Here is a 23259-nt window from a genome sequence, read left to right as displayed (position 1 = left end):
ACTTGCGAGGTGACGGAATGAGCACCCCGACTGTGCCCGGTGCCTCGGCGACCCTCGATCAGCTGCCGCTGCGCGACAACCTGCGCGGCAAATCCCCGTACGGCGCACCGCAGTTGACGGTGCCGGTGCAACTCAACACCAACGAGAACCCGCACCCGCCGAGTCGCGCGCTCGTCGACGACGTCGCCGAATCGGTGCGCGCCGCCGCCGCCGACCTGCACCGCTACCCGGATCGGGACGCCGTCGCGCTGCGCCACGACCTGGCCGAGTACCTGACCCGCCAGACCGGTGTCGCCGTCGACACCAGCAATGTGTGGGCGGCCAACGGCTCCAACGAGATCCTGCAGCAGCTGTTGCAGGCCTTCGGCGGGCCGGGCCGCAGTGCCCTGGGTTTCGTGCCGTCGTACTCGATGCACCCGATCATCTCCGAGGGCATCGACACCGAGTGGCTCGAGGCCGCGCGCGGCAGCGACTTCTCCCTCGACATCGACTACGCCGTCGCGCAGATCGCCGAACGCCGACCCGACGTGGTGTTCGTGACCAGCCCGAACAACCCCACCGGCCACAGCATCCCGATCGACGACCTCGAGCGCGTGCTCGACGCCGCGTCGGGCATCGTCGTGGTGGACGAGGCGTACGGGGAGTTCTCGGCCGCGCCGAGCGCGATCACCCTGATCGACCGCTACCCGACCAAGCTGGTGGTCACCCGCACGATGAGCAAGGCGTTCGCCTTCGCCGGTGGCCGACTCGGTTACCTGGCCGCCTCGCCCGCGGTCATCGACGCGATCCTGCTCGTCCGGTTGCCGTATCACCTGTCGGTGGTCACCCAGGCCGCCGCCCGCGCCGCCCTGCGCCACGCCGACGAAACCCTCGCCAGCGTGGCCGAATTGGCGGCGCAGCGCGATCGGGTCGCCGCCGCGCTCGCCTCGTTCGGGTTCGAGGTGATCCCCAGCGATGCCAACTTCGTGCTGTTCGGCCGGTTCACCGACGCGGCCCGCGCCTGGCAGCACTACCTCGACGCGGGGGTGCTCATCCGCGATGTCGGCATTCCCGGCTACCTGCGCGCCACCATCGGGCTCGCCGCCGAGAACGACGAGTTCCTGCGGGTGAGCCGCGATATCGCCGCCACCGACCTCACCCAGTAGTGGAGAAACACATCATGAGCAGAACAGCGCGCGTGGAGCGGGTCACCAAGGAATCCTCGATCCTGGTCGAGCTGAACCTCGACGGCAGCGGCGACACCGAGATCTCCACCGGTGTGCCGTTCTACGACCACATGCTCACCGCCCTCGGTGCCCACGCCGGGTTCGACCTGGTGGTGCGTGCCGAAGGCGATATCGAGATCGAGGCACACCACACCGTCGAGGACACCGCCATCGTGTTCGGGCAGGCACTCGGGCAGGCGCTCGGCGACAAGAAGGGCATCCGCCGGTTCGGTGACGCCTTCATCCCCATGGACGAGACCCTCGCCCACGCCGCCGTCGACGTGTCCGGGCGGCCGTACTGCGTGTTCACCGGCGAACCGGAACACCTGGTGCACACCATCATTCCCAGCGCGGGACCCGGTGCGTCGTATTCGACGGTGCTCAACAAGCACGTGTTCGAATCGATCGCGCAGAACGCGCGTATCGCCCTGCACGTGCGGGTGCTCTACGGGCGCGACCAGCACCACATCACCGAGGCCGAATTCAAGGCGGTCGCCCGCGCGTTGCGCGCGGCCGTCGAGATCGATCCCCGGGTGAGCGGTGTGCCGTCCACGAAAGGTGTGCTGTGAAATCCGTCGTGCTGCTGGACTACGGCTCCGGCAACCTGCACTCCGCCGAACGCGCCCTGGTGCGGGCGGGCGCCCAGGTGGAGGTCACCGCCGACCCGACCGCCGCGCTGGCGGCCGACGGTCTCGTCGTCCCCGGTGTCGGCGCGTTCGCGGCGTGTATGGCCGGGCTGCGCGCGGTGCGTGGTGAACGCATCATCGGCCAGCGCCTGGCCGGTGGACGTCCGGTGCTCGGCATCTGCGTCGGCATGCAGATCATGTTCGACCGTGGTGTGGAGTTCGGGGTGGAAACCGAGGGCTGCGGTGAATGGCCGGGCACGGTCGCCGGTCTGGACGCCCCCGTCCTGCCGCACATGGGCTGGAACACGGTGAAAGCACCCGCCGAAAGCACCCTGTTCGCGGGCATGGACGCCGACACCCGTTTCTACTTCGTCCACTCCTACGCCGCCCAGCAGTGGGAACTGCCCGAAGCCGACCACATTCCGCCGCCGAAGCTCACCTGGTCGGAGCACGGTGTGCCGTTCCTCGCGGCGGTCGAGAACGGGCCGCTGTCGGCCACCCAGTTCCACCCGGAGAAGTCCGGCGACGCGGGCGCACAGCTGCTGCGCAACTGGATCGGGTCGCTGTAGGTCAGGTGAGCCTCGGGTCGGCGGCGGTGGATTCGATCGTTTCGCCCGGCGTGTAGTAGAGCTCCACGACGTTGTCGATGTCGAGGTGGCGGTGCCAGTGGCCCCTCGGCACGACGACGAATTGTCCTGCGGTGAGCCGGGTTCGGTGGTTGCTGTCGTCGGTCAGGATCTCCACTGTGACGCTGCCGTGCAGGACCATCAGGAATTCGTCGGTGTCGGGGTGCAGTTCCCAGTCGGAGCCGGGGAGTTCGGCGCCGTGATACATGCAGAAGGCGCCCGTGTTGAACGGGGCCAGTTCGCGAAAGTCGAACTGGGCAAGGGTTTTCGCGGTGGTGATGGGGTCATGTTTGCGCATGGTTCGGCCCTTCCGGTTCGGGTTCGGCGGTGATCGTCAGGGGAGTGGGTGGGGTGCCGGGTCCTATTCGACCCAGCGTCCGGCGGTGAGGAAGGCGCGGATCGGGGCGGCGCAGGCGGCCGGGTTGTCGAACCAGGGGTTGTGGCCGCCCGGGACTTCCTCGAGGTGTGCCGAGGGGATGCATCTGATGCCGGGAAGGGCCTCGGTCGGGGAGAGGATGACGTCGCCGCCGCCCCAGACGAACAGCAGTGGAATATCGATTCGACTCGAATCTGTTGGGGTGAGGACATTTTCGGGACGTGGTGTGCGGCCGTCGAGGAGTCGCGTCAGCAGGGAGCGATAGGTGGCGGCCTGACCTGGACGACGCAGGGGTAGCCGATGCAGGTCGACGAGGTCGTCCGACATGGCGGTGACCGCCTTCTCGCCGAGAGCCTCGGTGAGGGCGGCTTCGGCGAGAAGGCGCGGTGCGGGCAGTGTCATGAGAGCCTGTTCCACCCGGCCTCGGCGCGGGGTTGTCAGGGAGACCATCGCGGGAGTCGCCCGGGCGCCCGGGAGTGCGGTGGCTGGTGCGCCGAGGAGCACGGCCCGCGCGATCCGGTCGGGGGCGTCCACCGCGGTCCACAGGGTGCACAGGGCGCCGAGCGAGTTGGCGACGACGGTGGCTTTCGGTAGGTCGAGCGCGCCGAGGGTCGCGATCAGGGTTTCCACGGCGAATCGCCCTCGATCGCGGTCACGTCGGGGGCCGCGACCTCCCAGTCGCCACTCAACTCCGTTTCGGACGCGATCGGACGCACCTCACCAGCGTAGGCGCGTCGCGACGGGTCTCGCCGAAGGTCGGCCGCGGCCACCGGTGATCAGATGGCGGCCCGGCCCGAGTGGATTTCGCGCCGCAGGGTCGTGATCTGCCGCCGAGGCGGTAGGCGCGTCGCGACGGGGCTCGTCGGAGGACGACGGCAGCCACCGCCGATCAGGCGACCCCACATGAGTGCACAGAGTTCGTGGCTGCCGACGTGCCCGATTGCCGGACAAGGGAATCCGCCGCGGCGACGATGGGTCAACCGCGGCCGAAGTGGGCGTGGTCGGCGGCGGTGGTGCCAGCATCCCAGCCCTGTTCGCTGCGGATGGTGATCCCCTTGGCGCGGGCCGTGGGGAAGTAGGTGTCGAAGGCCCTGTCGAGCTGTTGACGATGAGACGCGAGAGCGGGGAGAAGGTCGGGGCGGTCGGTGGCGTGGGCGATGGTGGCGTCGGCGGCCTCGGTGAGCCGGTCGCCGATGCGGGTGGCGTAGGCGGTGAGGAAGGCTTTGCGGTAGTGCCGGGAACGGGTTTCGCCGGAGTCGGCGGTGTCGATCATCGTGCGGGTGGCCTGGACCAGCAGCGAGGTGGACAGGAGTTCGACGAGGTCGAGGTCGGTGTCGTCGCCGACCACGGTCACGAAACCCCACTCGGCGGCGAAGATCGCGCGGCACCGGTTGGCGTGGGCGACCCGGTCGATGAGCAGCGCTTTGGCGTCGGTGTACGGGGTGTCGAGCCAGATGCGGCGGGTGGCCGGGAGGTCGCTCGACGGCTCGAGCAGCAGGTGATCGATCGCGTATTTGGTGATCAGTTCCTGGGCTTTGGCCGACAGTGCCTCGGCCTCGTCGGGAAACGACGTGGATTCGGCCTTCGCGAGCAGTCCGCGCACCCGGCCGAGCACCTTGTCGTCCACACCGTGCCGGGGGCGAACCGGACCGGTCGACTCGAGCCTCGGCAGTCGCGCCAGGAGACCGAGGGCCTCGATCACCGTGGTCAGCGCTTCGTCCCCGGTGAGCAGGGCACGATCGGCCCAGGCGCGCAGATGGGGCGGTGTCCACCAGACCGCCGCCGCCAGGTCGTCGAGTTGAGATTCCCACAGCGGGTCGAGACGATGCGCCGCCATGAGATCGGTCAGATAGCCCAGCGCGAACTCGCCGAGGCGCCTGCGGGCGGCGTGGTGGATGTCGGTCGGCCGCCAGCCGAGATCGAAGGCGTGGGCGATGAGCCGCCCACCGGCCAGCTCGGCGCCCGCGGCGAGTTCGTCGGTCACCGTCACCGGGCCGATCGACTCGGCCCCGCCCCGCGCGGCCGCGGCGATGATCGCCTCGGCGATGGTCGTCGGGTCACCCGACCCGACGTCGAAGGCGGTCGGTGATGGTGGTTTGCGGCCGGTGCGACGTCGGCGATTCTGTTTGGCCATGGTCCATCGATCGTCCCCGGTCGTCGCCCGGTGGCCAAACGGGCAGTCGGGCGGCGAAGGTCGAGTAGCCCGATGCCGCCTGTCGCACGACCGGTTGCCAGTCGGCCACCGAGCGATCGTCAGGTCCTGGCGAGGCGGCGGTAGGACTCCGGATTCTGGCCGGTCCAGCGCCGAAACGCGCGACGCAGCGTGCGGGCATCGGTGTAACCCAGCCGCGCGGCGATCGCCTGCACCGGCAGGTCGGAGGCGCGCAGCAGGTGCTCGGCGCGCTCGCGGCGAGCCGCCTCGACCTCGTCGCGCCAAGTGGTTCCCGCCTCGGCGAGGCGGCGCTGGAACGTACGCGGGCTCGCGGCGAAGCGGGCTGCCACCGCGGTGAGGTCGAGACCACCCGCGGCCAGGTCGTCGAGGATCGAGGCGCGCACTGTGTGGGGAAAGCTCGGAATGGGACGGCTGTTGGCCACGGCGATCTCGGCGTGCCTGCGTACCAGTGCGCCCAGGTGCGGATCGGTGCCGGTCGGTAGCGCACCGACGTCGAGAAAGGTCAGCTGCGCGTGCGGTGCGCCGAAATCGATCCGGCGAGTGCCGAAGGCGTCGATCAGGTGCTGGTGTGTCGGCGGTGCGGGCTGGCGCAGGACGACGCGGACCGGAGTGATCGGGGTGCCGGTCGCCTCGCGCATCCGCCGCAGCACGGTCGACAACACGAACTCCTCGACCGGCGCGATGACCGGACTCGGTTCGATCGAGCCGATGCGGATGACGAGCAGACCACCGTCGGAGCGCACGGTCCACTCGACACCGGGATCGGTGACCAGCGCGCGCAGTTCGAAAGCGGCGCGAACGCTCTCCGCGAGCGAGGCCGCGCTGGTGAACAGGTAGTCCCATTCGGGTAGGTGCCCGCGCTCGGCCGCCGCGCCCGCGTGCAGCCCCGCACCCGGACCGCCTACCGCGTCGACGAGTTCCCAGATGCGCCAGATCGATGCGGTCGGTACACGCGCCAAGCCGTCGGCGGCGCCGGTGGGATCGAGACCGGGCAGGTGGCGAAGTTCGCCCTCGCCGACACCGATTCGCAGCGCCGTGGCCCGGATGAGGCGGGCGGTCCGAATCGGGATGGTGCTGTCGATCACCAACAGATGCTAGTCCCGAACCCGGGCACCGGCCGAACTCGTTTCGAGTGGAGACAGTGGCGCGGAAAGTCCGCAGGCGGGCGTCGGTAGTCCGCCGTCGGCGCCGGTGGTCAGCCGTAGCGTTTCCAGTGCGCCCCACGGCGCTCGACTCGAATCCGAAACTCTCCCATCGGAACCGGGAATGAACTCGCCAGTGCTAACTGTTCAAACATCTTTGAACGGTTAGCCCATATCAGTGGAAGGTCTCTCATGTCTCGTCTGCTCTCGTCCAGCCCGACACCGCCACCACGCCCACTGAGGCAAGTCCGATGAGAACGATCGAGCGGGCGAGGAGGCGGTCGTGAGCGGCCCGCGGACCTATGCGGTGCGGCCGGAGCAGCTGGCCTGGGCCGGGCTGGCGGCCATGACCGTGTCGTTCGGCCTGAACTTCACCATGGGCGTGTTCTTCGCTCCGGCGGCCGCCGAGTACGGCATCTCGGCCACCGTGCCCGCGGTCGCCGCCGCCCTCGGCACCGCGGTCACCGGCCTGGCCCAGCACGGCATCGGTCGGTTGCTCGACCGGGTCGGGCCCAAGCTCGTGCTGCTCGGTGGCCTCACCCTGATCTCGAGCAGTTACCTCGTCCTGGCCGAGGTGACCCGGACCTGGCAGTTCGTCGCCGCCTACATGGTGCTGGGCGGACTGGGGTTCGCGTCTTCCTCGACGCTCACCGTCACCACCCTGCTCGGTCGCGCCCACGGTGCGAATGCCGGGCCCGCCATGGCGCGGGCGGCGATCGGCATCAATGTGGGGCAACTGGTCGCGCCCTGGTTGGCCACCGGACTGTTCGGCCCGGTCGGGGTCCGCGGCACCTTCGCGATCCTGGGCGTGATCGGTTTGGGCGCGACGGTCGTGCTGGCCATGGTCTTGCCGACCGACGAGCGGGTTCGCTCCGATGCCGGATCAGGGGAGTCGCTCGCCGATCGCTGGAAGATGTTGGTCGGCTTCGGATTACACGCGGCAACGCTGTATGTGGTCGTCCTGATGCTGCCCAAGCACGCGGTGGAGCAGGGTTGGACGGTCGCCGGGGCGGGCAGGCTCGTCGCACTCGCCGCGCTGACGGCGGGCGTGACCTCGGCTGCGATGGTGCGGCTGCTGCGGCGCCACCCACCGGAAACCCTGCTGCGAGTGCTCTATTCGGTGCGGCTGGCGGCACTGCTGCCCGCCGTGTTCGTCCCGGGACCGCAGGTGCTGGTCGTGGTGGCGGTGCTGTTCGGCATCGCCTCGTTCCCGATCATCCCGCTGACCATGGCGATCCTCTCGCGTGGTCTCGACCCCGCCCGGATGGGCCGCACCCTCGCTCCGGCCTGGATCACCCACCAGCTCGCGGCCGCCGCCGGGCTCGGGGTGGCCACGGTCGTACACGCCCTCACCGACAGCTATCGCGGCTATTTCGCCCTCGGCGCGGTGTTCACCGTCGCCGCGGCCCTGTTGATCACCCCGGTTCGCGACCGCGAGCCGGTCACCGCCTGAGACGAATCGCCGCGGCGAGTTCGTCCAGGTCAGCTATCGAGAAAGAGATACCCATGAGCCAGACCCGTCACAACAGCGTCCAGATCCAGGGACAGACCATCTTCTACCGGGAAGCGGGCGACCCGGACAAGCCAACTGTGCTCCTGCTGCACGGCTTCCCGAGCAGCTCCGCCATGTTCCGCGACCTGATCCCGGCGCTCGCCGACGAGTACCACGTCATCGCACCCGATCACCTCGGTTTCGGTCAGTCGGGCGCGCCGAGCGTCGACGAATTCGACTACACCTTCGACGCGCTCACCGGCATCACCCTGGAACTGCTCGACACCCTCGGCATCGAGCGGTTCGCCCTCTACATCCAGGACTACGGCGCCCCCATCGGTCTGCGCATCGCCGCGCGGCATCCGGAGCGGATCACCGCGATCATCACCCAGAGCGGCAACGCCTACATGGAAGGTTTCACCCCGTTCTGGGAGGTACTCTTCGCGCACGCCGGTGACCGGGTCACCCATGAACCCGAGGTGCGCAAGCTGCTCGAGCTCGACGCCACGAAATGGCAGTACACCCACGGTGTTCCGGCCGACCGGTTGCCCCTGGTCAGCCCCGACACCTGGACACTTGACCAGGCCTACCTGGATCGTCCGGGCAACAAGGAGATCCAGCTCCAGTTGTTCTTCGACTACAAGAACAATCTCGACGGCTACCCCGGCTTCCAGAAGTACTTCGCCGAGCACCGTCCGCCGATGCTGATCGCCTGGGGTGAGCACGACGAGATCTTCGGTGCCGACGGCGCCCGTGCCTACCTGCGCGATCTGCCCGACGCCGAACTGCACCTGCTCGACACGGGTCACTTCGCGCTCGAGACGCACGGTCCCGAGATCGCCGCGCTGATCCGCGACTTCCTCGGCCGGGTCCTGGCCTGACGGCTCCCGACACCGCCCCGCGCGCTCGCGCGGGGCGGTATCGCATGTCTCAGCCGACCGTGAGGGATGGGTACAGTCGCGCGGGTGCCGACTCGTGCCCGAATTGGTAATTTTCGCGCAAATTCGACAGCTATTGTCCTGTGGAAATTGTTCGGAGACAAAAGAATGCGGTGACGTGCACTTGGCACGTCACCGCATCCGGCACCGACCAGAGGGGGTGGTCGGCAAGTTCTGCCGCGTCGAATTACTCGGCGGGGGTGTTGAGTTCGCGCGCGCCGAGCAGGATGTCGACGATGTTGGCGCCACCGCTGGTGAGGCTGTCGAATGCCGAGCTGCCGGTCTCGAGCACCTCGAGGCCCGCGAGCGCGGCGGCCGAACCGGTACCGGCGGCACCGAGGCCCGCCGAACCGGTGCCCGCGGCACCGAGACCGGCCGAACCGGTGGCCAGGGCGGGCAGGGCAGCGGCCGAACCGGTACCGGCGGCACCGGCACCGGCAGCGCCGGCACCTGCGGAACCGGTCGCGCCGAGGGCGGCCGAACCGGTGGCGCCGAGGGCGGCGGACCCGGTGGCGGCGGCGGCCGAGCCGGTGAAGGCGTTGGCGGCGGCAGCGGGGCCGAGCACGGCGATGGCAAGGGCACCGGCAACAGCGAGGGTCTTGCGAGTCATGGGATTTTCCTTTCGGTGCCTGCAATCACAGGCTGGTAACGCAGAGGGGCGGTGCGGCGATGAACTCGATAGGGGTTGGTGTTCCTGCCGACAAAACGAAAAGCTAATCGATGCGGGAAACGAATTGCTAATTGATTCCGCGTGGTGATAATCACCATTAATACTTGGTAAACGGAATGTTTCCGCAGGTCAACCGGGTTTGTTCGATCGGTCACATAACTGCTGGCGCATCAGTGGCTATCAGTCGTCGGAATTACGGCAAACTCATGGCACACATCGGTTGTGGGGGTTCGGGTATGCGCTCGGGGTGGCCCGAGTGACCCAGGGCGCACCGACCAGGACCGTTGCGGGCTCGACGGGGGAGACCTACTAGTCTGGTCGTTGTGAGTCTTGTGCTGTTGCCCGCGGTCGATGTCGCCAATGGGGAGGCCGTGCGCCTCGTCCAGGGGGAGGCCGGTAGCGAAACCGGATACGGGTCGCCCCGCGACGCCGCGCTCGCGTGGCAGGAGGCCGGTGCCGAATGGGTGCACCTGGTCGACCTCGACGCGGCCTTCGGCAAGGGCAGCAATCGTGAGCTGATCGCCCAGGTGATCGGCGAGCTGGACGTGAAGGTCGAACTCTCCGGCGGCATCCGCGACGACGACTCGCTGAAGGCGGCGCTGGCCACCGGCTGCGCGCGCGTGAACATCGGCACCGCCGCGATCGAGAACCCGCAGTGGTGTGCCCGCGTCCTCGGCGAGTACGGCGACCGGATCGCGGTCGGGCTCGACGTCAAGCAGATCGACGGCGAATGGCGGCTGCGCGGACGTGGCTGGGTGACCGACGGTGGCGACCTCTGGGAGGTCCTCGAGCGCCTCGAGCGTGACGGGTGCGCCCGCTATGTGGTCACCGATGTCTCCAAGGACGGCACGCTCACCGGCCCCAACCTCGACCTGCTCGCCCAGGTGGCCAATGCCGCCGAGGCGCCCGTCGTCGCCTCCGGCGGCATCTCGGTGCTCGACGACCTGGTCGCCATCGCTGGTCTCACCGACGACGGTGTCGAGGGCGCCATCATCGGCAAGGCGTTGTACGCGGGCCGGTTCACCCTGCCCGAAGCCCTGGCCGCGGTGCGCTGACCTCGCCATGACCACCGCGCCGAGCACCGCCGAACTGACCGACCTGCTGGCCGTCGCCACCCAGGTGTTGGACGGGGTGGTCCCGCGCTATCTGGAAGGCGTCGGCGCGCCGAGCGCGGTGGCCAAGGGCCGCAACGACTTCGCCACCGAACTCGACCTCGAGCTCGAACGCACCATCTCCGCGCAGTTGCGCCAGCGCACCGGAATCGCGGTGCACGGCGAGGAATTCGGCGGCCCGGAGCTGACGTCCGGCACGGCCTGGGTGCTCGACCCGATCGACGGCACTTTCAACTATTCGGTGGGGCACCCGATGTCGGGCATTTTGCTCGCCCTGGTCCACGAGGGCGAACCGGTGATCGGCGCGACCTGGTTGCCCGGCCTCGGCCGACGATACGCCGCGGTGCGCGGCGGTCCGGTGTCGCTCGACGGGGTGGCGCTGCCGCCGCTGGCACCGGGCAAGCTCGCCGACGCCATGATCGGTTTCGGCGCGTTCAACCTGGATTCGGCCGGACGCATCCCCGGTCAGTTCCGGTTCGACCTGCTCGGTGCGCTGAGCCGGTTGTCGTCGCGGGTTCGCATGCACGGCGCGACCGGGATCGACCTGGCTTTCACCGCCTCCGGCGTGCTCGGTGGCGCGGTGGTGTTCGGTCATCATCCGTGGGACAACGCCGCCGGGGTCGCGCTGGTTCGGGCCGCGGGCGGGGTGGTCACCGACCTGGCGGGCGAGCCGTGGACCATCACCTCCGGCTCGGTGCTCGCCGCCGCACCGGGTGTGCACGAAGAACTCCTTGACATGATCTGCGCGGTCAGCGACGAAGAACGAGGTTGAACACGATGGGTACCAGCACACAGCAGAGCACGCTGGCCGTCCGCGTGATCCCCTGTCTCGATGTGGACGCGGGCCGGGTGGTCAAGGGCGTGAACTTCCAGAACCTGCGCGACGCGGGTGACCCGGTGGAACTGGCCGCCACCTACGACGCCCAGGGCGCCGACGAACTCACCTTTCTCGACGTCACCGCCTCCACCGGCGACCGCGCCACCATGCTCGACGTGGTGACGCGCACCGCCGAGCAGATCTTCATCCCGCTCACCGTCGGTGGCGGGGTGCGCACGGTCGAGGACGTGGACCGCCTGCTGCGCGCAGGCGCCGACAAGGTGTCGGTGAACACCGCCGCCATCGCCCGCCCCGAGGTGCTCTCGGAGATGTCGCAGCGTTTCGGCTCCCAGTGCATCGTGCTCTCGGTCGACGCGCGCACCGTGCCAGACGGTCAGCCCGACACCCCGTCCGGCTGGGAGGTCACCACCCACGGCGGCAAGCGTGGCACCGGCATCGACGCCGTCGAATGGGCCATCCGTGGCGCCGAACTCGGTGTCGGCGAGATCCTGCTCAACTCGATGGACGCCGACGGCACCAAGGCGGGCTTCGACCTGCCGATGATCGCCGCCGTCCGGGCCGCCGTGCACGTTCCGGTGATCGCCAGCGGTGGTGCGGGCGCGGTCGAGCACTTCCCGCCCGCCGTGCGGGCGGGGGCCGACGCCGTCCTCGCGGCCAGCGTCTTCCACTTCGGCGACCTGACGATCGCCCAGGTGAAGGACGCCATGCGCACGGACGGCATCACCGTCCGCTGACGCTCAGGCCCGCCGTAACCGGGCCAGTGCGGCGTCGGGCACGAGTTCGCGCGGCACCACGAATCCCTGTGTGCCCGTTGGCTGTAGGAACACCACGTCGCCCTGGGTGAGCACCCGTTTGAAATCGACGTATCGGTTGGTGACCTCACCGGTGGTCTGCCACAGGCGCACCGCGTCATCGGTGTATTGCGCGCGCATCTGATGGCCGGGGCCCGCGATGGCCTTGAACTTCGGGTTCACCCGCGCCAGTTGCAATCCCACCGCCAGCGCGATGACCACCAGTTCGAAGGCGACGACGATGAAGAACGCGCCCGCCATCTCGCCGATGACGGCCTCGCCACCGTCGGAGAGCACCGAGATGGTGCCACGGGCGAGCATGAAAGCCGGTAGTGCCAGCAACAGACCCCATTTGTTGGGCAGGCGGAAGCTGACCAGGGCGGCAGCACGGTTCAAGCGCTTGGCCGTGTTGTCGTCGCACACGTAGGTGACATCGATCGGCGCGCCCGGCTGAGGAGACCCCGGCTGGGATGTGGGTGCGCCGAACTGCTGCTGCGGCGGCGCCGGGACCTGCCGTGGTGGCGACGCACCGAACTGCTGCGCTGGTGCGCCGAACTGCTGCGGCTGGGCCCCACCCGGTTGCCGCGTATACCCACCGAATTGCGGTGGTTGTCCGCCGAACTGCTGCTGCGGATACCCCGGCTGACCGGGCGGCGGATACGACTGTTGTGGATGCATGAAATCCCCCTGTGTGAAACGAACTCGACCGATCGTAGTCAACACCACCGACACCGGGATCTAGAGACCCATGTCGGCGGCGATGAGCGTGCGCAGGGTGTCGCTGTCGCCGCCCTGGAGTCGGTCGACGCGGTGGTCCGCGTACAGGCGAGCGATCGGGGAGTCGGTGAGATAGCCCGCGCCGCCGTGCAGTTGGAGGCAGCGATCGATCACCCGGCCCGCGGTCTCGGTGGCGAACAGTTCGGCGGACGCGGCGTGTGCCGGGTCGAGTTCGTCGCGGTCGTGGGCCGAAAGAGCACGGTCGACCACGGCTTCGATGGCGTCGACCTCGGCGCGGCAACCCGCCAATTCGAACTTGGTGTGCTGGACGGCGGCGACCGGACGGGTGATCGGGACGCCGTCGCGGGTGTGGTTGCGGGTGAAGCGGATCGCCGCCTTGGCGCGGGCGTAGGCGCCGACCGCGATGCCGAGCCGCTGCTGCGGCAACTGGACCGCCAGGTGCGCGGCGGCGCGATGCGGGTCGCCGAGCAGGTCGGCGGCGGGCACACGCACGTCGGTGAAGGTGAGTTCCGCGGTGCCGCTGACCTTGCGCCCCAGAGTGTCCAGTCGTCGGCCCACCCGGAAACCGGCGGCGCTCGCATCGACGACAAGCAGCGACAGGCCGAAAGCCGGATCGTCGGGGCGCGGCGGCGCGGTGCGGGCGCACACGATCACCCGGTCGGCGTGCACCCCGCCGATGACATAGGTCTTCGAGCCGTTCAGTACATAGGTGCCCTCGGCGGTCTGGGGCGCGGTCGTGCGCATCCCCTCCGGCTCCGATCCCGTACCGGGTTCGGACACCGCGAGCGCGAACATCGTGTCACCGGTGACGACACCGGGCAGCCACCGGGCCTGCTGCGCCGGGGTGGCGAGCGCGGTGATCAGCGGCAGGCAGCGGGCGAGGTGCGCGCTGGCACCACCGAACGACACAGCGGCCCTGGCGATCTCCTCGGCGAGCACCCCGCGGTAGGCCAGGGAGTTGTGGCCCGATCCACCGAACTCGACCGGCACCTCCAGCCCGAACACGCCGAGATCGCCCAGCCGGTAATAGAATTCGCGCGGCACGAGACCGTCCCGATACCACCGGCCGAAGCTCGGTACCACCTCGGCGTCGATGAACGCCCGGATCGTGGCCCGGAAGGCGACGAGATCGTCGTCGGAAGCTGTTCTGCGCATGCGTGATTCCCCTGTTGTCGGCGCACAGCCCGCCGGTGCGCACGGCCGGGCCGCGAACACCTCCGTGTTCGCGGCCCGGCATCGGACGAGATCGGTCACTTCGCGGGGGCGGGCACCCCGGGGTCCTTGCAGTAGGCACCCAGCTCGGCCGGGCACGGGGTGAGGATGGTGGAGAAGTACTGGTAGGCGGCGAACAGTGCCAGCGGACCGCCGACGGTGACCAGTCCGACCATCGTGCCAACCGCGCCGAGGGTGGCCGCGCCGAGCACACACCCGGCGACGGTCGCGCCGACCCACGGCGCGAGCAGCACGATCACCGGGCTGGCGATGACCGCTCCGGCCGCGCCACCGACCAGACAGCCCACACCACCGCCGAGGACCGCGCCGATGATGGCGGCGACGGCGCTGCCGATGGTGAGCCGCTGCGCGAACACACCGAGCGCGGATTGGTCACGGGGGGTGAGTGATTCGGCGACCTGCTGCACGGCGGCGTCCTGGGTGATGACATTCGTGGCCGCTTCGACCGGTGCGCCACCGTCACGTGATGGAGTGAGGGTGGCGCGGTCGCCATCGATGGTCGCCGCGATCGGGAATACCTTGTCGTCCATCCGGTACGACAGGGGCAGCGCCGCGACCGGCACGTCGGCCTTGGTGGTGAGCACGAGCTGACCGTCGACGACCTGCAGTTCTCCGTCGTTCGTCGACAGCACCGCCGCGTCGCCCTGTCGGCTGACCTCGTAGTGGACATCGGTCTGGGTGGGCTCGGCCTGGGCGTTGGCGGTGCCGACGCACAACGTCAGCGCCGTCAGCGCGGCCGTCGCGAGGGTGGTTGACATCTTCATGGTGATCCTCATCGATCGTGGGTGAACTGGGTGCCTCGCGGCACGGGACTACTTGCCGGAGGTATCGATCAGGCCCTCGGTGAGCGACCAGTGCTCACCTGCGAAGGTCTGGATGCCGACCGCTTCGAGCGGGAAGCCGTCGCCCGCACCGGTTTTCATGCTGATACCGGGCAGCATCAGGTCGGCGGAGACGTTGTCGAGCGAACGCATCGCGTCGCGCAGGCCCTCCCTGGTCGGGCACTTCGCCGCGTCGAGGGTCTTGTGGAAGCTCTGCGCCATCGCCCAGCCCGCCATCGCGTGCTGGTTGCCGGTGTCGGCGCCCGGCGCGTACTGGCTCAGCTTCGACTTGAACGTCTGCATGCCCGGGTCGGTGGCCCAGCGGGGATCGGCGGGGTCCTTGAGGAACGCCGCGCTCACCGTGCCCTGGATATTGGGCAGGCCGACCGGTCGCAGGGTGGCCATGGTGTTGGACACCTGGGTGAGGATGTGCAGCGGGTTCCAGGCGGTGTTGCGCACGTCGGCGGCCAGCGCCTGGGAGGCGAACTTCGGCGTCGAGAAGTTGAGCATCACCTCGGCGCCGGAGTTGGCCAGGTTGCGGACCTGCGCGTCGACGGTGGGGTCGGTGACCTCGAAGCTCTGCTCCGCGACCACCTTCACCCCGCTGCCCTCGGCGCCCTCACGGAACGCGGCGAGCAGGTCCTTGCCGAAGTCGTCGTTCTGATACAGCACCGCGACGGTGGCGTTCGGTCGCTGCTTCTTCACGTACTCGGCGTAGGCCAGGCCCTCGGTGCGGTAGCTGGGCTGCCAGCCGATGGTCCACGGATGGTCCTCGGAGCCGAACTTCGTCGCACCCGTGGCGACGAACACCTGCGGCACCTTGCGCTGACCGAGATAGTCGCTCACCGCCGAAGAGGTGGCGGTACCCAGGGTCTGGAAGACCGCGAACACCTGGTCCTGTTCGACCAGACGGCGGGTCTCCTCGACGGTCTTGGGCGGCTGGTAGCCGTCGTCGCGGACGAGGTACTCGACCTGGCGGCCGCCGATTCCGCCCTGTTCGGCGTTGACGTAGTCGAAGTAGGCCTTGATGCCCTTGGGCACCTCACCGTAGGCCGAGGCCGGACCCGACAGCGGGTACACGCCACCGAGTTTGAGGGTGCTGTCGGTGATGCCGGTGGTCTGCTGGCCCTGGCAGTCGCCCTGGCCGACGGTGCCGGTGTCGGCACCGCGGCCACCGCAGGCGGTGAGCGTGGCGACCAACGCGGCGGCCACCCCGAGGCACTGGATTGTCCTAGTACGCATGAGTTCTCCCTTTCCGGACACGGTGTCCGAGCCAGTGCGCCCATCGGGTGGCCAGACCGGCCAGTCCCTGGGGTGCGAGGTACATGACCGCGATGATCAGCAGTCCGAAGATGACGCCGGGCGCGGCCTGATTGACGTCCTGAGCCAGGCTCGGCACGAACATCACGAACAGTCCGCCCAGCACCGGTCCCCACGTGGTGCCGAGACCGCCGACGACGAGCCCGGCGAGCAGCGTGATCGACAGGGTGAGCGCGAACGAGTCGGGGGAGACGAAGGCGATCACCCAGGTGTAGACACAGCCCGCGACACCGGCGAGCAACGCGCTCCAGGCGAAGGCCAGGGTCTTGTAGTGCGCCAGGTTCACCCCGAGCACCTCGGCGGCGGTCTCGTTGTCGCGCACCGCGTGCAGGGCGCGCCCGACTCTTGACCGCAGCATTCCGGCGACCAGCACGAAACTCAGCGCGGTGGTGGCCAGGGCGAGGAAGTACAGCCACTGGTCCTCGGCGAGTCCGGTCCAGGCCGGTGGCACCGGCTTGTCGACACCGAGACCCATCGAACCCCCGGTGAGCCCGTCGAATCGTTTCAGCAAGGGCACCAGGAAGATCGCGATGGACATCGTGACCAGCGCCAAGTACAGCCCGCGCAGCCGCAACGCCGGGATACCGAGGGCGAAGCCGAGCACGACGGTGACCGCTGCCGCGAGCGGGATCGTCGCGAAATACGGTGTGCCCCACTGATGCATCGCGATCGCGGCCGTGTAGGCGCCGACCGCGAAGAACGCGCCGTGGCCGAGTGAGATCTGGCCGGTGTGGCCGACGAGCAGGTTCAGCCCGAGCAGGGTGACCGCGTAGATCATCGCCATGGCCAGCTGGAAGGTATGGAAGGGAACCAGCTGGAACGGCGCGGCACAGGCGAGCAGCAGGACCGCGGCCGTGAAGACCAGCGGAATCCGGGGGGCACGCCACCGCGCACGGGCCGGTTCCGGCTGGGGCGCGACCGATGTCGCCGTCGAAACTCTCACGTCACTCATACCCGTTCCACCGCCGCGTGTCCGAACAGACCTTGGGGGCGAAGCAACAGCACGCCCAGGATGATCACCAGCGGCACACCGATCTTGAGTTCGGTGCCGATCGCGTCGACATACGCGCCGGTGAGGGTTTCGGCGACGCCGACGATCAAGCCGCCCGCCACCGCGCCGCCGGGGGAGTCGAACCCGCCGAGCGTCGCCGCCGCGAAGGCGTAGATCAGGACACCGCTCATCATGTTGGGATCGAGGAACAGCAGCGGCGCCGACAGCACGCCCGACACCGACCCGACCAGCGCCGCGAGTCCCCATCCGAGGGAGAGCACGGTGCCGACCCGGATTCCGACGAGCCTGGCCGACTGCGGATTACACGCCACCGCCCGCATGGCCAACCCGATCGCGGTGTAGCGGAACAGCAGATACAGCAGTGCCATCACCAGGCCGACGACGGCGAAGATCCCGAGACTGCCGAAGCCGACACTGACCCCGGCCAGCCGGAACGCGCCGTCCGGGAAGGGATTCGGGAACGCCTTCACCTGGTAGGACCAGATCCAGCCCGCCGCCGCGTGCACGGTGAAGAACAAGCCGACGGTGACGATCACCAGGGTGATCTCCGGTTTGCCTTCGACCGGGCGGATCACCACCCGCTCGATCACCATGCCCGCGACGAACGAGACAACCAGCGTCAGGAGCAACGCGGCCCAGAACGGCATCACCTGACTCAGTTGCCAGGCGATGAACGCCGAGAACATGGCCAACTCACCCTGGGCGAAGTTCGCCACCCCGGTGAACCGGTAGATGAGGACGAGCGCCAGCGCCAGCCCCGCGTAGATCGCGCCCGCCGAGAGCCCCTCGACGAGCTGCTGCACGAATTCGGTCACGGCTGCACCCGGTATCCCAGGTAGGAGCGGACGACTTGTTCGTCGGCCTTGATCTCGTCGGCGCTGCCGGACAACACGATCCGGCCCGACTCGAGTACATGCGCCCGATGCGCGACACCCAGCGCCAGGTGGGCGTTCTGTTCGACGACTATCACGGTGGTGCGTTCCTCTGCGTTGATGGTGTGCACGATCCCGAACAGTTCCTGGGTGACCAGTGGGGAGAGCCCGAGCGACGGTTCGTCGAGCAGCAGCAGACGCGGGCGCAGCATCAGCGCCCGGCCGATGGCGACCATCTGCTGCTGACCACCGGACAGGCCGCCCGCCGGGTCGCGCCGCTTGTCGTGCAGGATCGGGAAGTACTCGTAGACGCGGCGCAGGTCGGACTCGATGCCCGCGCGGTCGCGGCGGGAGTAGGCGCCCAGGCGCAGGTTCTCCTCGACGGTGAGCGGGGCGAAGGTGCCGCGACCCTCGGGCACGTGGGCGACACCGAGCCGGGCCATCGCCTCGGGCGCCCGCCCGGTCACATCCTCGCCGTGCAGGCGCAGGGTGCCGCGCACCTTCACCATCCCGCACAGGGCGCGCAGGAGCGTGGTCTTGCCCGCGCCGTTGGGGCCGAGGACCGCGCACACGTCGCCCTCGGCGACCGAGAAGCTCACGCCGTGCAGCACTTTCGCCGCTCCGTAGCCCGCGTGCAGATCGGTGACGGTCAGGAATTCGCTCATGAGGCGGCCCCAAGGTAGGCGCGGACGACGGCCGGATCGCTCTGTACCGCTTCGGGTTCGCCCTCGGCGATCACCTGCCCGAACTCGAGGCACACCACGCGGTCGCAGGTGTTCATCACGAAACCCATGTGGTGTTCCACGACGACGACGGTGAGGTCGAGCTCGGTCTGCAGAGCGCGCAGCCGCGCGGCGAACTCGTCGACCTCACCGTGGCTCAGGCCGTTCACCGGTTCGTCGAGCAGCAACAGTCGGGGCCGCACCGCCAGCGCCCGCGCCAGCTCGATCCGCTTGAGCGTGCCGAAGGGCAGCCCGGCGGCCGGGTGGTCGGCGACGTCGGTGAGGTCGAGCCGGGCGAGCAACTCGTCGACCTCACCGCGCAATTGCCGCTCCGCGCGCCCGACCCACGGCATCCGCAGCCCCGCCGAGACGAAGCCGCCTCGGGTGCGGTGATGGGTGCCGACGAGCACGTTGTCGCGCACCGACATGCGGGAGAACAGACCGAGGTTCTGGAAGGTGCGGGCGATGCCGAGCCCGGCCAGCGCGTCGGGGCGGACCGTGGTCAGGTCCGTGTCGAGATAGCGCAAGGTACCGGAGGTGGGACGGTTGCGACGGGTGAGACAGTTGAACAGGGTCGTCTTACCCGCGCCGTTGGGCCCGATCAGACCGACCATCTCGCCCGCGGCGACCGTGAACCCCACATCCTGCAGGGCGGTGATCCCGCCGAAGCGCACCGTCAGGTGGGTTATGTCGAGCATGGGACGAACACTAAGAGCGCTGGTCAGCGCCCACATCGGACGTTGTGGACCAAAAACACGGCACCGGTGTCGTCCGCTGCGGACAGTGTGATCTGGTTGACACTCCGATCGCGGCCCTGCAAACTCCCCGGACATGTCAGCTGGATCACAACTGCTCGGCCACTCCGACCCGGTGCACGCCGAACGCGCCCGGATCGTCGGATGCGCCTACGAGCACGCCGACGAGATCGCCGACGATGTGATGGCGAAGTTGCGCGTCGAGTTGCCCGGCTATGACACCGCCGACCCCGGTTTCCTCGCCGACGTGCACGACCAGCTGGCCCGGCTCAGCCGCACCGGGCTCGGTGCCCTGCTCGAGCGTAAACGGGTCACCCCGGCCGATGTCTCCTACGCCAGGCAGGCCGCCGCGCGCCGTGCCCGCTGCGGGTTGCCGCTGGTCGACTACATCGCCGCGTTCCGGCTCGGTCAGCGGGCGATCTGGAAATCGCTGCTCGCCCACGCGGGCGACACCGAGGCGGGACGCGAGGCGGTGCTGTCGCTGGCCGGACCGCTGGCCCGCTACACCGACCTGATCAGCACCCAGGCCACCGACGCCTACCTGGAATTCCAGCAGTACGTCACCGCGGAATCGAGCCGCGACGGCCAGGCGCTGATGGACTCGCTGCTCGACGGTGCGCTGCCCGCGAGCGGGCCGCACCTGTCCGTGGCCACCGCGCACGGGATCGGCACCGAACGCACCGCGTCGCTGGTCGTGGTCACCGCGATGGTGCTCGACCCGTCGTCGTCGGCCGATTCGCTCTGCGAGACGAGGCAGGTGGTGTCGGCCGCGCTGGCGCGCACCGGTGTCAACGGGTTGCGCACCCTGTCGGTGGTGCGCGACAGCGAGATCGTGGCGATCCCCGCGCTGCGCCCCGACGGTTCGGCCGAGCATCTGTGCGAGCGACTGCGCGCGCTGCGCGAACAACTCGCCGCCGACGGCGTGGCACTGGCCGTCGGGGTGAGTACCGCGGTCACCGAGGTGGCTCAGATCCCGCGTGCGCACCGGCAGGCCAGGGCCGCCCTCGCCCTGCTGCCCGAGGACGGTGGGGTGCTCGCGCTGCCGCAGATGACGCCGTTCCGGTACCTGCTGTTGCGCGCCGACGACACCACCCGTCAGCTCGTCGATCCCCGCGTCGGCGCCGCGCTCGCCGACGACCGTGCCCGCGGCGGCACCCTCGCCGACACCGTCCGCGCGTTCGCCGCCGCCGACATGAACCTGCGCGAAGCCGCCGATGCCCTGCACATCCACCTCAACACCGCGAAGTACCGGCTGGGCCGCATCCAGGAACTCACCGGACGCAATGTGCGCAGTGTCAACGACCTCGTCGAGCTGCTCGTGGCGATCGAGCTGTTATAAACGACGGATGAGTCTGGATCCCGCCATCGCCGCCCGCCTCAAACGCAACGAGGCCGGTCTCGTCGCCGCGATCGCGCAGGAGAAGGCGACCGGCGACGTGCTGATGATGGCCTGGATGGACGACGAGGCCCTGGCTCGCACCCTCGAAACCCGCAGGGGTACCTACTATTCGCGCTCGCGCCAGCAGTACTGGGTGAAGGGGGAGACCTCCGGCCACACGCAGTACGTGCACGAGGTGCGCCTCGATTGCGACGGCGACACCGTGCTGCTGATCGTCGATCAGGAAGGCGCCGCCTGTCACACCGGCACCCACACCTGTTTCGACACCGACGTCCTGCTCGCGCGCGAAGCCGAGTGACCTCGCCCGCACCCGCCGACGGAGTGCGCGGGCAGCGAGGCTAACCGCAGTCTTCGGCCAGGGTTCGGTCGAGCTGTTCGGTGAGGGTGTGGCCGAGAGCCGCCAGTTGGGCCGTCTGTGGACCGTCGAGGCCGTCGAGGACCAGCTTGCGGACGGCGTCGAGATAGCCGGGCGTGGCCTCGATGACCTTCTCGAAGCCCTCGTCGGTGAGGACGGCGTACACGCCGCGTCGCCCCGCCGCCGAATCGCGACGTGCCCAGCCGAGTCGCTCGAGCTTGGACACCACATGGGACAGTCGCGATAGCGACGCATTTGCCTTGTGGGCGAGATCACTGAGCTGCAACCGGTGCCCGGCTTCCTCCGAGAGCAGGCTCAGCACCCGGAATTCGAAATGGGTCAGCCCGGATTCGCGCTGTAATCGGGTGTCCAGGGCGGCGGGAACCCTTGTCATCAAGGCGACTACCGCCTGCCACGCGCGCTGTTCCACCGGGTCCAGCCATCTGGTCATGGCTGAGGTCGCCTCGTGGTCGGGCAGCACTGCTGGGGGAGGGGGGCGCGCACCGAACCGAGTTTGCCACGACGTCGCTGTGGCGTCCGCCGGATTGCCCGGGTCGTGAGGTCACTCACAACCCGGGACGTGTCATCGAAGTCTCAGTACTCGCCGGAAACCGGTGGCGCGGTGGTCGGTTCGGGGGTCGCCTTGGCCGCGCGGCGGCGGTTCAGGCCCCGCTTGCCCATCAGTCCGAGCACGAGGGCGAACACAACCGCGGCCACGATCGCACCGACCAGACAGGCACCGCGGAACGCGGGCGCGTCGACATCGAGGATGCGTTCCCCGGCGTGCGCCGCATTGTTGCCACCGAGCACGATGGTGAGTGTCATCAGGTTCGGGAGGGCGCCGAGCAGTGCGATGACCACCGCCACACCGGCGATGAACTTGCCGCCCTTGCGTTTCCACATCCGCACCGCGAGCAGCAACAGCAGCAGCGGCACCAGCGTGAACACCAGGCCGTAGACCAGGCCCCACCAGATCCCCTGGGTGAAGCTGCCGTGCACCAGGTTCGCCAGCCGCTGCGCCCACCATCGCGGGATGAACGACGCGAGGATGAAATAGGCGATCACCAACACGACCGCTGTGGCCAGTGTGATGATCGCCCGGTTACGCCACACGGTGGCCGTGGACTTCTGACCGCTCGACCGCACTTCGCCGGTTGTCATTCTCCCAGCGTAGGTGCGTCGGGCGCGCCGGGCACCGATCCGTGCCCGGCGTTTCCTGATCGCTATCCGGCGGATTTCGTCCGCTCGCGCAGAAAGCGCAACGCCTCGTCGGCGTGCACGGCCGCGCGCAGCTCGCCGGTGACGACCTTCAGGATCGTCCGATCGGTATCGATGACGAAGGTGTGCCGTTTGACCGGGGCCAGTTTGCCGAGCAGTCCGCGTTTGACCCCGAAACCGGCCGCGACCGCGCCGTCGGCGTCGGACAGGACGGGGTAGTCGAGCCGCTGTCGACCCGCGAAACCGGCCTGCACCTCGACACTGTCGGCGCTGATCCCGGCGCAGGACGCGCCGAGGGCGGCGAATTCGGCACTCAGATCCCGGAAATGGCAGGCCTCGGCCGTGCAGACCGGAGTGTTGGCGGCCGGGTAGAAGAACAGCACGAGCGGCCCACCGGCCAGCAGGGCGTCGAGGGAACGGAGTTCACCGGACTGATCGGGAAGTTCGAACGGGGGCGCGGTCTCACCTGGCTGCATGCGCACGACCCTAACGGCCGGGTGCGGCGGGCGGAAGATCCCCGCTCACCGAGGTGAACGGGGACCGGGGGCCTAGCGTTGCAGCAGGGCCTTGATCTTCGGGTTGCGGATCTCCATCACGTCGAGGATGCCGTGCACGCGCAGCATCGGCTCCAACTTCAGGAGGCGATCGCGGTGTGCTTCGTACTCGATCGGAAAGGACTTCTCGTCCAGATCCTGCATGGCTTTGGCGTAGGTGACGAACGATGTGAGCGCGCTCGCCGCGGACTGCTGTCCAGGACCGTTGTACTGCTGCGACACAGGGACCTGTCGGCCCATCTGTGCGCCCTGATGCGAGGGATTCAACATG

The 23259-nt window shown here is 69.0% G+C and carries 27 protein-coding genes; 10 read left to right on the top strand and 17 right to left on the bottom strand.

All coding sequences use genetic code 11. From position 1 onward, the window contains the following. The first annotated feature begins 17 nt into the window (after positions 1-17). Genes NC7_RS26695 through hisH form a run of 3 tightly spaced genes read left to right on the top strand, consistent with a single transcriptional unit; the run spans position 18 to position 2400 of the window. Entirely contained in the window at positions 18-1145 is a 1128-nt protein-coding gene (locus tag NC7_RS26695; RefSeq protein ID WP_067988240.1) for a histidinol-phosphate transaminase, read from the top strand. A gap of 14 nt (positions 1146-1159) precedes the next feature. Further along, entirely contained in the window at positions 1160-1774 is a 615-nt protein-coding gene (gene hisB / locus NC7_RS26690; RefSeq protein ID WP_067988351.1) for an imidazoleglycerol-phosphate dehydratase HisB, read from the top strand. Continuing rightward, positions 1771-2400 carry an imidazole glycerol phosphate synthase subunit HisH gene (gene hisH / locus NC7_RS26685; protein ID WP_067988237.1) on the top strand — a complete coding sequence of 210 codons (630 nt, stop codon included), beginning with the start codon at positions 1771-1773 and terminating at the stop codon, positions 2398-2400. Before hisB ends, hisH begins: the two co-directional genes overlap by 4 nt. A gap of 1 nt (position 2401) precedes the next feature. Here hisH and NC7_RS26680 read toward each other — a convergent pair whose 3' ends face one another. The 4 genes from NC7_RS26680 to NC7_RS26665 all read right to left on the bottom strand — a co-directional run bounded on the left by NC7_RS26680 (position 2402) and on the right by NC7_RS26665 (position 6091). Beyond that, complete coding sequence (locus NC7_RS26680) at positions 2402-2755, bottom strand: cupin domain-containing protein (RefSeq protein WP_067988227.1); 354 nt, start codon at positions 2753-2755, stop codon at positions 2402-2404. A 63-nt stretch (positions 2756-2818) separates the two neighbouring features. Beyond that, complete coding sequence (locus NC7_RS26675) at positions 2819-3463, bottom strand: alpha/beta hydrolase (RefSeq protein WP_067988224.1); 645 nt, start codon at positions 3461-3463, stop codon at positions 2819-2821. A 346-nt stretch (positions 3464-3809) separates the two neighbouring features. Then, on the bottom strand, positions 3810-4967 hold the full coding sequence (locus NC7_RS26670; protein WP_067988222.1) for a DUF2786 domain-containing protein: 1158 nt from the start codon (positions 4965-4967) through the stop codon (positions 3810-3812). A gap of 119 nt (positions 4968-5086) precedes the next feature. Beyond that, on the bottom strand, positions 5087-6091 hold the full coding sequence (locus tag NC7_RS26665) for an AraC family transcriptional regulator (RefSeq protein ID WP_067988349.1): 1005 nt from the start codon (positions 6089-6091) through the stop codon (positions 5087-5089). Positions 6092-6431: 340 nt separating this feature from the next. Between NC7_RS26665 and NC7_RS26660 the strand changes: the two genes are divergently transcribed. Further along, positions 6432-7601, top strand: coding sequence for an MFS transporter (locus NC7_RS26660; protein ID WP_067988219.1), 1170 nt, complete (start codon positions 6432-6434; stop codon positions 7599-7601). Between the two features lie 53 nt (positions 7602-7654). Then, entirely contained in the window at positions 7655-8521 is an 867-nt protein-coding gene (locus NC7_RS26655; RefSeq protein WP_067988216.1) for an alpha/beta fold hydrolase, read from the top strand. A 244-nt stretch (positions 8522-8765) separates the two neighbouring features. Here NC7_RS26655 and NC7_RS29760 read toward each other — a convergent pair whose 3' ends face one another. Then, the gene (locus tag NC7_RS29760; protein ID WP_067644751.1) at positions 8766-9188 is read right to left on the bottom strand and encodes a hypothetical protein; all 423 of its coding nucleotides are present in this window, start codon (positions 9186-9188) and stop codon (positions 8766-8768) included. A gap of 383 nt (positions 9189-9571) precedes the next feature. Here NC7_RS29760 and priA point away from each other — a divergent pair, with 383 nt between their 5' ends. The 3 genes from priA to hisF are packed head-to-tail and all read left to right on the top strand — an operon-like array spanning position 9572 to position 11932. Then, complete coding sequence (gene priA, locus NC7_RS26645; protein WP_067988213.1) at positions 9572-10303, top strand: bifunctional 1-(5-phosphoribosyl)-5-((5-phosphoribosylamino)methylideneamino)imidazole-4-carboxamide isomerase/phosphoribosylanthranilate isomerase PriA; 732 nt, start codon at positions 9572-9574, stop codon at positions 10301-10303. Positions 10304-10310: 7 nt separating this feature from the next. After that, the gene (locus NC7_RS26640; RefSeq protein ID WP_067988211.1) at positions 10311-11132 is read left to right on the top strand and encodes an inositol monophosphatase family protein; all 822 of its coding nucleotides are present in this window, start codon (positions 10311-10313) and stop codon (positions 11130-11132) included. A gap of 5 nt (positions 11133-11137) precedes the next feature. Next, positions 11138-11932 (top strand): imidazole glycerol phosphate synthase subunit HisF, encoded by a 795-nt coding sequence (gene hisF, locus NC7_RS26635; RefSeq protein ID WP_067988209.1) that lies wholly within the window; start codon positions 11138-11140, stop codon positions 11930-11932. Positions 11933-11935: 3 nt separating this feature from the next. Here the strand turns inward: hisF and NC7_RS29755 are convergent, their stop codons facing one another. From NC7_RS29755 to NC7_RS26595, 8 genes are all read right to left on the bottom strand, one after another. Then, complete coding sequence (locus NC7_RS29755; protein WP_067988206.1) at positions 11936-12667, bottom strand: hypothetical protein; 732 nt, start codon at positions 12665-12667, stop codon at positions 11936-11938. Between the two features lie 60 nt (positions 12668-12727). Further along, a complete protein-coding gene (locus tag NC7_RS26625) occupies positions 12728-13882 on the bottom strand; it encodes an acyl-CoA dehydrogenase family protein (RefSeq protein ID WP_067988204.1) in 1155 nt (384 codons plus the stop codon). 95 nt (positions 13883-13977) lie between these two features. Beyond that, the gene (locus tag NC7_RS26620; protein ID WP_157102186.1) at positions 13978-14718 is read right to left on the bottom strand and encodes a DUF8020 domain-containing protein; all 741 of its coding nucleotides are present in this window, start codon (positions 14716-14718) and stop codon (positions 13978-13980) included. A 54-nt stretch (positions 14719-14772) separates the two neighbouring features. Continuing rightward, positions 14773-16023 (bottom strand): ABC transporter substrate-binding protein, encoded by a 1251-nt coding sequence (locus NC7_RS26615; RefSeq protein WP_067988196.1) that lies wholly within the window; start codon positions 16021-16023, stop codon positions 14773-14775. Then, a complete protein-coding gene (locus tag NC7_RS26610) occupies positions 16013-17053 on the bottom strand; it encodes a branched-chain amino acid ABC transporter permease (protein WP_067988192.1) in 1041 nt (346 codons plus the stop codon). The genes NC7_RS26615 and NC7_RS26610 overlap by 11 nt, the downstream gene beginning before the upstream one ends. Further along, positions 17050-17928 (bottom strand): branched-chain amino acid ABC transporter permease, encoded by an 879-nt coding sequence (locus tag NC7_RS26605; RefSeq protein WP_067988189.1) that lies wholly within the window; start codon positions 17926-17928, stop codon positions 17050-17052. The genes NC7_RS26610 and NC7_RS26605 overlap by 4 nt, the downstream gene beginning before the upstream one ends. Continuing rightward, positions 17925-18650 carry an ABC transporter ATP-binding protein gene (locus NC7_RS26600; protein WP_067988187.1) on the bottom strand — a complete coding sequence of 242 codons (726 nt, stop codon included), beginning with the start codon at positions 18648-18650 and terminating at the stop codon, positions 17925-17927. Before NC7_RS26600 ends, NC7_RS26605 begins: the two co-directional genes overlap by 4 nt. Further along, the gene (locus NC7_RS26595) at positions 18647-19405 is read right to left on the bottom strand and encodes an ABC transporter ATP-binding protein (RefSeq protein WP_084458810.1); all 759 of its coding nucleotides are present in this window, start codon (positions 19403-19405) and stop codon (positions 18647-18649) included. The genes NC7_RS26600 and NC7_RS26595 overlap by 4 nt, the downstream gene beginning before the upstream one ends. Before the next feature lie 133 nt (positions 19406-19538). Between NC7_RS26595 and NC7_RS26590 the strand changes: the two genes are divergently transcribed. Together NC7_RS26590 and hisI are read left to right on the top strand one after the other, a co-directional pair. Continuing rightward, positions 19539-20801, top strand: coding sequence for a PucR family transcriptional regulator (locus tag NC7_RS26590; RefSeq protein ID WP_067988182.1), 1263 nt, complete (start codon positions 19539-19541; stop codon positions 20799-20801). A 7-nt stretch (positions 20802-20808) separates the two neighbouring features. Further along, positions 20809-21159 (top strand): phosphoribosyl-AMP cyclohydrolase, encoded by a 351-nt coding sequence (gene hisI, locus NC7_RS26585; protein ID WP_067988177.1) that lies wholly within the window; start codon positions 20809-20811, stop codon positions 21157-21159. 40 nt (positions 21160-21199) lie between these two features. Here hisI and NC7_RS26580 read toward each other — a convergent pair whose 3' ends face one another. The 4 genes from NC7_RS26580 to NC7_RS26565 all read right to left on the bottom strand — a co-directional run bounded on the left by NC7_RS26580 (position 21200) and on the right by NC7_RS26565 (position 23258). After that, complete coding sequence (locus tag NC7_RS26580; protein ID WP_067988347.1) at positions 21200-21667, bottom strand: MarR family winged helix-turn-helix transcriptional regulator; 468 nt, start codon at positions 21665-21667, stop codon at positions 21200-21202. A gap of 143 nt (positions 21668-21810) precedes the next feature. Further along, on the bottom strand, positions 21811-22377 hold the full coding sequence (locus tag NC7_RS26575; RefSeq protein WP_067988172.1) for a permease: 567 nt from the start codon (positions 22375-22377) through the stop codon (positions 21811-21813). Positions 22378-22439: 62 nt separating this feature from the next. Next, entirely contained in the window at positions 22440-22910 is a 471-nt protein-coding gene (locus tag NC7_RS26570; RefSeq protein WP_067988170.1) for a peroxiredoxin, read from the bottom strand. A 72-nt stretch (positions 22911-22982) separates the two neighbouring features. Further along, a complete protein-coding gene (locus NC7_RS26565) occupies positions 22983-23258 on the bottom strand; it encodes a hypothetical protein (protein ID WP_067988167.1) in 276 nt (91 codons plus the stop codon). Position 23259: the final 1 nt, after the last annotated feature.

The sequence above is a fragment of the Nocardia caishijiensis NBRC 108228 genome (assembly GCF_001612825.1).
Taxonomy (GTDB): domain Bacteria; phylum Actinomycetota; class Actinomycetes; order Mycobacteriales; family Mycobacteriaceae; genus Nocardia; species Nocardia caishijiensis.
Note: the sequence above shows the minus strand (reverse complement) of the source record. Positions and strands in the feature narration are given on the sequence as shown.

Coding starts and splice junctions, on each gene's coding strand:
- NC7_RS26575 (WP_067988172.1), bottom strand. CDS start 22,377: ATGACAACCGGCGAAGTGCGGTCGAGCGGTCAGAAGTCCACGGCCACC.
- NC7_RS26670 (WP_067988222.1), bottom strand. CDS start 4,967: ATGGCCAAACAGAATCGCCGACGTCGCACCGGCCGCAAACCACCATCA.
- NC7_RS26565 (WP_067988167.1), bottom strand. CDS start 23,258: ATGTTGAATCCCTCGCATCAGGGCGCACAGATGGGCCGACAGGTCCCT.
- NC7_RS29755 (WP_067988206.1), bottom strand. CDS start 12,667: ATGCATCCACAACAGTCGTATCCGCCGCCCGGTCAGCCGGGGTATCCG.
- NC7_RS26620 (WP_157102186.1), bottom strand. CDS start 14,718: ATGTCAACCACCCTCGCGACGGCCGCGCTGACGGCGCTGACGTTGTGC.
- hisB (WP_067988351.1), top strand. CDS start 1,160: ATGAGCAGAACAGCGCGCGTGGAGCGGGTCACCAAGGAATCCTCGATC.
- NC7_RS26595 (WP_084458810.1), bottom strand. CDS start 19,405: ATGCTCGACATAACCCACCTGACGGTGCGCTTCGGCGGGATCACCGCC.
- NC7_RS26695 (WP_067988240.1), top strand. CDS start 18: ATGAGCACCCCGACTGTGCCCGGTGCCTCGGCGACCCTCGATCAGCTG.
- NC7_RS26640 (WP_067988211.1), top strand. CDS start 10,311: ATGACCACCGCGCCGAGCACCGCCGAACTGACCGACCTGCTGGCCGTC.
- NC7_RS26680 (WP_067988227.1), bottom strand. CDS start 2,755: ATGCGCAAACATGACCCCATCACCACCGCGAAAACCCTTGCCCAGTTC.
- NC7_RS29760 (WP_067644751.1), bottom strand. CDS start 9,188: ATGACTCGCAAGACCCTCGCTGTTGCCGGTGCCCTTGCCATCGCCGTG.
- NC7_RS26625 (WP_067988204.1), bottom strand. CDS start 13,882: ATGCGCAGAACAGCTTCCGACGACGATCTCGTCGCCTTCCGGGCCACG.
- NC7_RS26610 (WP_067988192.1), bottom strand. CDS start 17,053: ATGAGTGACGTGAGAGTTTCGACGGCGACATCGGTCGCGCCCCAGCCG.
- NC7_RS26600 (WP_067988187.1), bottom strand. CDS start 18,650: ATGAGCGAATTCCTGACCGTCACCGATCTGCACGCGGGCTACGGAGCG.
- NC7_RS26655 (WP_067988216.1), top strand. CDS start 7,655: ATGAGCCAGACCCGTCACAACAGCGTCCAGATCCAGGGACAGACCATC.
- hisI (WP_067988177.1), top strand. CDS start 20,809: ATGAGTCTGGATCCCGCCATCGCCGCCCGCCTCAAACGCAACGAGGCC.
- NC7_RS26615 (WP_067988196.1), bottom strand. CDS start 16,023: ATGCGTACTAGGACAATCCAGTGCCTCGGGGTGGCCGCCGCGTTGGTC.
- NC7_RS26570 (WP_067988170.1), bottom strand. CDS start 22,910: ATGCAGCCAGGTGAGACCGCGCCCCCGTTCGAACTTCCCGATCAGTCC.
- NC7_RS26590 (WP_067988182.1), top strand. CDS start 19,539: ATGTCAGCTGGATCACAACTGCTCGGCCACTCCGACCCGGTGCACGCC.
- NC7_RS26580 (WP_067988347.1), bottom strand. CDS start 21,667: ATGACCAGATGGCTGGACCCGGTGGAACAGCGCGCGTGGCAGGCGGTA.
- hisF (WP_067988209.1), top strand. CDS start 11,138: ATGGGTACCAGCACACAGCAGAGCACGCTGGCCGTCCGCGTGATCCCC.